Raw genomic sequence first — 8,651 nt, forward strand, 5'->3', positions numbered from 1 at the left:
CCATTTGCATAACACATTGCAGATCTGGCGGAGCGATAACCAGGGTGGTACCGCGATCGTGAATTCGTCCCTGTCTCTGACAGGGGCTTTTTTATGTTTTCATTCGCATTTGCGAACAAAAAATTCGAACACAATGGAGGCGTATCAACAATGAAAGCTAGTGAAATCCGTTCCAAATGGCTGGCATTTTTCGAAAGCAAAGGCCATAAAATCGAGCCAAGCGCATCGCTCGTTCCGCACAACGATCCGTCGCTTCTGTGGATCAATGCAGGCATGGCACCGCTGAAAGCTTATTTTGACGGCCGCGTTATTCCTGAAAATCCGCGCATTACGAACTCGCAAAAGTGTATTCGTACCAATGATATCGAGAACGTCGGCAAAACGCGCCGTCACCATACGTTTTTCGAAATGCTCGGCAACTTTTCCATCGGCGATTACTTCAAAGAAGAAGCGATCACTTGGGCTTGGGAGTTTCTGACGGGCAAAGAGTGGATCGGCTTCGATCCGGAGCGTTTGTCGGTTACGGTATATACCGAAGACGAGGAAGCGCTGAAGTTCTGGAATGAGAAAATCGGCGTGCCGCTGGAGCGTATCTACAAGCTGGAAGAGAATTTCTGGGATATCGGCGAAGGCCCATGCGGCCCTTGTACCGAAATTTTCTATGACCGCGGCGACAAATACGGCGATCTGAATGATCCTGAATGCTGGCCAGGCGGAGAGAACGAGCGTTTCCTCGAAGTATGGAACCTCGTATTCTCGCAATTCAACCATAATAAAGACGGCAGTTACACGCCGCTTCCGAACAAAAACATCGATACAGGCGCAGGCTTGGAGCGTTTCGCTTCCATCCTTCAAGATGTCGATTCCAACTTCGATACGGACTTGTTCGTACCGATTATTGAGCAAACTTGCAGCATTGCTGGCGTTAAATACCACGTCAATGAAGAGCATGACGTTGCGCTCAAAGTAATTGCCGACCATATCCGGACTGTTGCTTTCGCTGTTGGCGACGGTGTAATGCCTTCGAACGAAGGCCGGGGCTACATCATCCGCCGTTTGCTCCGCCGTGCAGTCCGTTACGGAAAAACGATCGGTATCGACCGTCCGTTCCTGTACGAGCTGACCTCTACAGTTGGCGAAGTGATGGGCGTCTACTATCCGGAAGTGGTAGAAAAACGCGAGTTCATCGAGCGCGTCATCCGCACCGAGGAAGAACGGTTCCATGAGACGCTGTCGGACGGCTTGACGATGTTGTCAGAGCTGGTTGAAGCCGCTCGTAAAGCCGGTTCAACGGAAATCAACGGCGACGATGCTTTTAAACTGTACGACACATATGGCTTCCCGTTTGACTTGACGGAGGACTTTGCTTCCGAGAACGGTCTAACGGTTGATCGCGCAGGCTTTGATGCGGCGATGGAAGGACAGCGGGAACGGGCTCGCGCCGCTCGTCAGGATACGGGCAGCATGAAGGTTCAAGGCGGTCCGCTTGGCGAATTAACGGTTAAAAGCGAGTTTGTTGGCTATAATGAACTCGTAACAGAGTCTGCGATCACGGCAATCGTAATCGACGATGCTCTGGTTGATCTTGCAGGTGAAGGCAGCAAGGTTCTCGTACTGCTGGACCGAACTCCGTTCTATGCGGAGAGCGGCGGCCAAATCGGTGACCGCGGTACCATTACCGGCAAAGGCTTCGAGCTGCAGGTAGAAGATGTGACCAAAGCGCCTCATGGACAAAACGTTCATCATGCAGTGGTCGTATCGGGTACGGTTCGCACAGGCGAAAAGGTAGAAGCGACAGTAGCGCGTTCTGTTCGTGAGGATATTATTAAAAACCATACGGCAACTCATTTGCTCCATAAAGCGCTCAAAGAAGTACTCGGCGATCATGTCAATCAAGCGGGCTCGCTGGTTGAAGCCGATCGTCTCCGCTTTGACTTCTCCCACTTTGGCAGCATTACGCCGGAGGAACTGACAGAAATCGAACGCCGCGTTAACGAGCAAGTATGGCTCGGTACGGGTGTTGTCATCGAAAGCAAAGCGATTGCTGATGCAAAAGCAATGGGAGCGATGGCTCTGTTCGGTGAGAAATACGGCGATGTCGTTCGTGTCGTACAAGTCGGCAAGTACAGCATTGAGCTGTGCGGCGGCTGTCACGTAGCGAACACTTCACAAATCGGACTGTTCAAGCTGCTTGGCGAAAGCGGCATCGGATCGGGCGTTCGCCGGATCGAAGCGGTAACTGGCCGTCATGCTTACAGCTACATGGAAGGACAGTTGGACCTGCTGAAGCAAGCATCAAGCCTGCTGAAGTCCAATGCCAATGACGTTCCGAAACGGATTGAAGCGCTGTTCGGTCAAGTGAAGGAGCTGGGACGCGAGAATGAGTCACTCCAAGCGAAGCTGAGCCGGATTGAAGCGGGCTCCCTCGAGGATCAGGCGAAAACAGTTGGCGAAGTTACCGTATTGGCTGCAAAAGTTAGCGCGCCTTCTATGGATGCACTTCGCGGCATCGCGGACGAGCTGAAGCTGAAACTGCCATCGGCAGTCATTGTGCTTGGCGCTGTTCAAGAGGACAAAGTCAATCTCGTAGCGGCGGTATCGGCTGATTTGGTGAAGAAAGGCTACCATGCGGGCAAGATCATCAAAGAGGCTGCGGTTCACTGCGGAGGCAGCGGCGGCGGGCGTCCGGATATGGCCCAAGCAGGGGGCAAGGACGCTTCGAAACTGGAAGAAGCGCTGAAACTTGCGGAAGAACTGGTTCTAGCCCAATCAAATGTGATATGATAATATTGTAATTTGGAAAAAGAACTGCGGATGAAAGCGAGGTGCTGGCGATGAGTTCCATGGACAAAACGATGAAGTTTAGTGTAAAGGGGGAGGACGTAGAATCTTCCTCACAAGACATTTTGCTGACGGTGCATGAAGCGCTTCTGGAGAAGGAGTATAATCCGATCAATCAGATTGTAGGGTACTTGCTGTCCGGAGATCCCGCTTATATTCCACGGCATAACAACGCCAGAAGCTTAATTCGCAAAAAAGAACGCGATGAACTCATTGAGGAGCTTGTCCGGTTCTATTTGAACAATAAGAAATAAGTCGGGAGCCGGTTCATAGCGATGAGGACAATGGGATTGGATTACGGCGACCGCAACATCGGCGTCGCGATTAGCGACGCGTTCGGCTGGACTGCGCAGGGGAAAGAAGTGGTTCACAAGCGCAGAGACGGCGGCGAGGTGGAGCGGATCGCTGAGCTGGTGAAAGAATATGAAGTAACGGAAATCGTCGTGGGGCTGCCGAAAAATATGAACAATACGATCGGGCCGCGCGGCGAAATAAGCATTGCATTCGCAGAGCAGTTGCAGACGCGGTTGAACTTGCCTGTTCACCTTTGGGATGAACGGCTGACGACTGTATCCGCTGAACGAACGTTGATTGAAGCGGACGTTAGCCGGAAAAAGCGGAAGCTTGTCGTGGACAAAATGGCGGCTACGCTCATTTTGCAAAATTATCTCGATTCTAAAACGAAAAGGTGAGGGTTAAGATGACAAAGGATGACATGCAGTTCGAAGAACCGGAAATCATTTATATTCCGGATGAAGACGGCAACGAAGAAGAATTCGAAGTCATCATGAAGTTCGAAGTGGACGGCTCTGATTCGAAATATATGATGGTTGTTCCGCTCTCTGGAGAGAATGAAGAGGAAGACGAAGTCTATGCTTTCCGTTACGAGGAAGACGGCGACGATCTGAAGCTGTATACGATCGAAGACGAGGAAGAATGGAACATCGTTGAGGAGACGTTTAATACGCTGCTTGGCGAGATGGAGGAAGAGAATTAATGAATGACAATCTCGTCCCTGTACCTCTGGAACGGTTGAAGGAAACGTTTGGCAACGAGATTGAGCTTGTTGCTGAAGACGGCCGCCCGGAAGTGTATGAGATCAAGGCCGAATTTCAACTTGGACCTCATGTCTATGCCTCGCTGCAATCGGCTGCGATGGCAAAAGAACAGGAAGTCGAGTTGTTCCGCGTCATTTTGTCAGACAGCGGCGAACCGCAGCTGGAGACGATCGAAGATGACGAGGAATGGGAGCTTGCGGCTGAGGCTTACGATGACCTGCTTTTTGCAGGCGACGAAATGCCTTAAGGAGCCGGAAGTCCTGACAATAGGATAGCTAGTGACGAAGAGCGGCTCACACCGCTCTTTTTCGCGGAATAAAGATCAATAAGTACTAGTAATGAATTAAAATACCGTCGTTTGGGAGGAAGCTTAGGTTGAATCAATCCGCACGTTCTTCATCCGGACCAAGACCGGCACGCATCGCGATGTGGGTCATTATTAGTTTGCTAAGTATTATGCTCATTGGTGCAGGCAGCGTATTTCTCTATATATGGACAGGTCTTAAGCCAACGTCTGCCGGCGATGTAAAGGAAATTGAAGTTAAAAAGGGTTCTTCAGCATTTGCAGTAGCCGATGTGCTGGAGGAACAGGGCATCATTAAAAATTCCTTTCTGTTTAAATATTACTTAAAGCTAAAAAAAGAAGGTTCCCGTTTTCAAGCTGGCATCTATGAGTTGAAACCTGGTATGAAGAACGACGAAATTATCGCCAAGCTGAACAGCGGGGAGACCGTTGCCGAGAAAACGATTAAGTTTACAATTCCTGAGGGCTTTACTTTGCTCCAAATCGCGGACAAACTGTCCCAAGATAAGCTGATCGACAAAACCGTCTTCATGGATCTTGCTGAGAAGCAAACGGCATGGGGCGATGCGGAAGCGGTTCGTTCCATACCGGCTGACACCAAGCTGCATCACCGGCTGGAAGGATATTTATTCCCTGAAACGTATGAGCTTAAGATCGGCAGTACGGAGGCTGATATTTTGCAGCGTATGATCTCAGAGCTGGACAACAAGCTTTCTCAGCTGCCTGAGGACTGGGAAGATGTACTTGCGGAACGGAAGCTGACGCTGCATCAGCTGCTGACCATTGCATCGCTCGTGGAGCGGGAAGTTGTGGTGAAAGAAGAACGGGCAGTCGTCTCCGGAATTATCAGCAATCGGCTGGCGAAAGGGATGCCGCTGCAAATTGATGCAACGGTTCAATATTTGCTTGATAAGCCGAAGGAAAGACTGATGGAGAAAGACTTGCAGGTAGAGAGCCCGTATAACACGTACAAAGTAAATGGCTTGCCGCCGGGTCCCATTGCGAATCCGAGTCTGGCGTCCATTCAAGCTGCACTTTATCCGGAAAAGACCGACTATTACTATTACGTGACGAAAAAAGACGGCTCGCAAACTCATTTGTTTGCCGTTACCTATAAAGAACATTTGCGTAACATCGAGAAAAGCAACAAGACTGCTAAGTAAGGAGAGTAAAGGCCATGACTTACAAGCCTGAATTGCTGACGACAGCCGGCTCCATCGAAGAGTTGAAGCGATTAATGGACGCTGGTGCCAACGCCTTTGTCATCGGGGAAGCCCGTTATGGCATGCGTCTGGGCGGTGATTTTGACCCTGCGGCGATAGCGGAAGCTGTTAAGCTTGCTTCGCCCCGAGGCGTCAACATTTATGTGTCGTTGAACAATCTGATGGACAATAGCGTACTGGATTCACTGCCAGGTTATGTCCGGAGTCTGTCTGAAGCTGGCGTCAACGGGATCGTCTTTGGCGACCCGGCCGTATTGATGGCGGTTCGTGCCGAAGCGCCTCATATTCCGCTGCACTGGAATGCGGAAATGACGTCGACCAATTATCGGACCGCCGAGTATTGGGGCAAGAGAGGCGCTACCCGTTTCGTGCTTGCCCGCGAGCTGAATATGGATCAGATTATCGAGATGAAATCGGCGACGAAGCTGCAGCTTGAGGTGCAGGTTCACGGGATTACGAACATTTATCACTCCAAACGCTCTCTCGTCAACAGCTACCTCGACCATCAGCAGGATACGGGACGGCTTGATCAGTTGGATCAGCACCGGGGGCTATATTTAACCGAAGATGAGCGTCCAGGTGAACGATATCCGATATACGAGGATGCGAACGGCACGCATATTATGAGCTCCGACGATCTGTGCATGCTGGAAAATGTACACGAGCTTCTGGAGGTCGGGGTTGATAGTTTGAAGATTGAAGGCGTAATGAAGTCTATCGAATACAACGAAGCCGTTGTCCGGGCTTATCGCCAGGCGATCGATGCTTATATGGCTGATCCTGAAGCTTATGCTTTTCAGGAGGAGTGGCTGGACGATATTAAAGCGGTGCAGGACCCGAACCGTGAGCTAAGCTATGGTTTCTTTTACAAAGAGCAAGTGTATTAATGGATCAGGAGGTGTGCAGCAATGATGACAACAGCAGAGCAAACGATACCGCGTTACAAGGGGAAAAGACACCGGCTTGACCGTCCCGAGCTGCTCGCGCCGGCGGGCAATCTGGAGAAGCTGAAGTTTGCCGTCCATTATGGGGCGGACGCGGTCTATATCGGCGGACAAAAGTACGGCCTCCGTTCCAATGCCGGCAATTTCAGCTTTGAGGAAATGAAGGAAGGCGTCGAATTCGCCAAAACATACGGTTCCAAAGTTTTTGTCGCCACCAACATCTATGCTCATGATGAGGATATTGATGGGCTGGAGTATTACTTGCAAAAGCTTGAAGAGGTTGGCATCGCAGCGATTATCGCGGCGGACCCCATCATCATCGAGACAGCGCAGCGGGTGGCACCAGGTCTTGAAGTGCATCTGAGCACGCAGCAATCCACATTGAACTGGCAGGCTGTTCAGTTTTGGAAAGAGGAGGGCTTGCCCCGTGTCGTACTTGGACGCGAGACGAGCTTTGCGGAGATTGCTGAAATCAAATCACGTGTCGATATCGAGATCGAGGCGTTTATACATGGCGCAATGTGCTCCTCCTTCTCCGGAAGATGCGTATTGAGTAATCATTTTACCGATCGGGATTCCAACCGTGGCGGCTGCTGCCAGTCCTGCCGATGGAAATACGATCTGCATGTCGACGAAGAGCAGCTCTATGATGAGGAGGCCGATCCGTTCACGATGGGCTCCAAAGATTTGTGCATGATCGACTATATGCCGGAACTGATCGAAGTTGGCGTGGACAGCTTCAAAATCGAGGGCCGGATGAAAAGTCTTCATTATGTCGCGACTGTCGTCAACGCTTATCGCCAGGCGATCGATTCGTATTTCGAAGACCCGGAAGGCTACGTATTGAAGCCGGAATGGGTGGAGGAGATCAATAAGGCGGCTAACCGTCCGCTGAATACCGGCTTTTTCCTGGATACTCCGGGGGCGGAGGATCATATTTACGAGCCGGAAGAGAAGGCTGCGCCTTATGATTTTGCAGGCGTCGTGCTGGAATACGACGAGGCGAGCGGTGTCGCGGTGATTCAGCAGCGGAACCACTTCAAGCCAGGGCAGGAAGTCGAGTTCGTAGGACCCGGCGGCCGATTCTTTAAACAAACGGTCGGCGAAATTACCGATTCCGAAGGCAATTCCCTGGACGCAGCCCGCCACCCACTGCAGTTGATTCGCATACAGACGGCGCAACCAGTGAAGCCAATGGACCTGATGCGCAAAAAGATTTCTAAAAAGTAAGGTTGAGAGAGGTTAATGCCTCTCAAATATAGATATCGTTTTGCTTTGCTGAAAGCTCTGGCTAATCTCTTCTCGCTAACTGATGGATTTTGCGAGATGTAAGGGATTAGCCAATTTTTCTGCGCTAAAAAGCAGCTAAAGGGCCACACTTTTCTGATGAGGATTCGGGCTAAACTCCTCCTCTCGCTAACTGGTGATATAAGCGGCGTGATACAAGGCTTTAACTACCTTTCTCTTACTAACTTCATGTGCTGAATCTCTAACAAAATGTAAAAGTGCATGTTGATTACCCTCAAAGTGGCTTAAAACAGCTATCAAAATGCAAAAGTACATTTGAAATCACTCTATATGGACCTTTCGGCGCTTTTTAGGACGATCAACCTGCACATTTGCATTTTGAAGCGATAAATCGCCGAAATTTCGGCTGACAACCTGCACTTTTACATTTTGATCAGTTGAAGTCTCTATTTTTGCTTCTTCGTCGTCGTGTAGTTTCATTCTGAAACTTCTGCTAGCGGCAAACAATTGTAGCTTCGTGATTCAATGATATTTTTCTTTGTATTCGCTGTATGAACTGTGTGATGCGAGTAGGGAGAGCGGAGCGGTTCGAGTTCATTCTGACATTTTGCAGATGCTATCCATTACTATCGTGAAAGCGATGGGTCAATGGAATCAAGAACGGCAGCATGAACCGAAACGTGCAGCGATCCCGGCGTATGCGATCCCCACACATTGTTAATGTTTGTGTGGTTTGCGAGCAGGGAGAGCGGAGCGGTTCGAGTTCATTCTGACATTTTGCAGATTCTATCCATTACTATCGTGAAAGCGATGGGCCAATGGAATCAAGAACGGCAGCATGAACCGAAACGCGCAGCGATCCCGGCGTGTGCGATCCCCACACATTGTTAATGTTTGTGTGGTTTGCGAGTAGGGAGAGCGGAGCGATTCGAGTTCAGGCTGGCATTTTGCAGATGCTATCCATTACTATCGTGAAAGCGATGGGCCAATGGAATCAAGAACGGCAGCATGAACCGAAACGCGCAGCGATCCC

The 8,651-nt window shown here is 50.2% G+C and carries 8 protein-coding genes; all 8 read left to right on the forward strand.

What is annotated here, in order from left to right; all coding sequences use genetic code 11:
- The first annotated feature begins 150 nt into the window (after positions 1-150).
- The 8 genes from alaS to IEX98_RS23520 all read left to right on the forward strand — a co-directional run bounded on the left by alaS (position 151) and on the right by IEX98_RS23520 (position 7,600).
- Positions 151-2,784: an alanine--tRNA ligase gene (gene alaS, locus IEX98_RS23485; RefSeq protein ID WP_188892098.1), complete on the forward strand. Its 2,634-nt coding sequence runs from the start codon at positions 151-153 to the stop codon at positions 2,782-2,784.
- A gap of 50 nt (positions 2,785-2,834) precedes the next feature.
- Complete coding sequence (locus tag IEX98_RS23490) at positions 2,835-3,095, forward strand: IreB family regulatory phosphoprotein (protein WP_188892100.1); 261 nt, start codon at positions 2,835-2,837, stop codon at positions 3,093-3,095.
- 21 nt (positions 3,096-3,116) lie between these two features.
- Positions 3,117-3,533 carry a Holliday junction resolvase RuvX gene (gene ruvX, locus IEX98_RS23495; protein ID WP_042164607.1) on the forward strand — a complete coding sequence of 139 codons (417 nt, stop codon included), beginning with the start codon at positions 3,117-3,119 and terminating at the stop codon, positions 3,531-3,533.
- Positions 3,534-3,541: 8 nt separating this feature from the next.
- Positions 3,542-3,838, forward strand: a complete 297-nt coding sequence (locus IEX98_RS23500) for a DUF1292 domain-containing protein (protein WP_188892102.1) — start codon at positions 3,542-3,544, stop codon at positions 3,836-3,838.
- Positions 3,838-4,146: a DUF1292 domain-containing protein gene (locus tag IEX98_RS23505; protein ID WP_042164603.1), complete on the forward strand. Its 309-nt coding sequence runs from the start codon at positions 3,838-3,840 to the stop codon at positions 4,144-4,146. The genes IEX98_RS23500 and IEX98_RS23505 overlap by 1 nt, the downstream gene beginning before the upstream one ends.
- A gap of 128 nt (positions 4,147-4,274) precedes the next feature.
- The gene (gene mltG, locus IEX98_RS23510) at positions 4,275-5,366 is read left to right on the forward strand and encodes an endolytic transglycosylase MltG (protein WP_374705377.1); all 1,092 of its coding nucleotides are present in this window, start codon (positions 4,275-4,277) and stop codon (positions 5,364-5,366) included.
- 14 nt (positions 5,367-5,380) lie between these two features.
- Positions 5,381-6,313, forward strand: coding sequence for a peptidase U32 family protein (locus IEX98_RS23515; RefSeq protein ID WP_188892104.1), 933 nt, complete (start codon positions 5,381-5,383; stop codon positions 6,311-6,313).
- Between the two features lie 24 nt (positions 6,314-6,337).
- On the forward strand, positions 6,338-7,600 hold the full coding sequence (locus tag IEX98_RS23520; RefSeq protein ID WP_188892172.1) for a peptidase U32 family protein: 1,263 nt from the start codon (positions 6,338-6,340) through the stop codon (positions 7,598-7,600).
- The last annotated feature ends 1,051 nt before the right edge of the window (positions 7,601-8,651 follow it).

The organism is Paenibacillus radicis (ex Gao et al. 2016), assembly GCF_014641555.1.
GTDB lineage: Bacteria > Bacillota > Bacilli > Paenibacillales > Paenibacillaceae > Pristimantibacillus > Pristimantibacillus radicis.

Coding starts and splice junctions, on each gene's coding strand:
- alaS (WP_188892098.1), top strand. CDS start 151: ATGAAAGCTAGTGAAATCCGTTCCAAATGGCTGGCATTTTTCGAAAGC.
- IEX98_RS23490 (WP_188892100.1), top strand. CDS start 2,835: ATGAGTTCCATGGACAAAACGATGAAGTTTAGTGTAAAGGGGGAGGAC.
- ruvX (WP_042164607.1), top strand. CDS start 3,117: ATGAGGACAATGGGATTGGATTACGGCGACCGCAACATCGGCGTCGCG.
- IEX98_RS23500 (WP_188892102.1), top strand. CDS start 3,542: ATGACAAAGGATGACATGCAGTTCGAAGAACCGGAAATCATTTATATT.
- IEX98_RS23505 (WP_042164603.1), top strand. CDS start 3,838: ATGAATGACAATCTCGTCCCTGTACCTCTGGAACGGTTGAAGGAAACG.
- IEX98_RS23515 (WP_188892104.1), top strand. CDS start 5,381: ATGACTTACAAGCCTGAATTGCTGACGACAGCCGGCTCCATCGAAGAG.
- IEX98_RS23520 (WP_188892172.1), top strand. CDS start 6,338: ATGACAACAGCAGAGCAAACGATACCGCGTTACAAGGGGAAAAGACAC.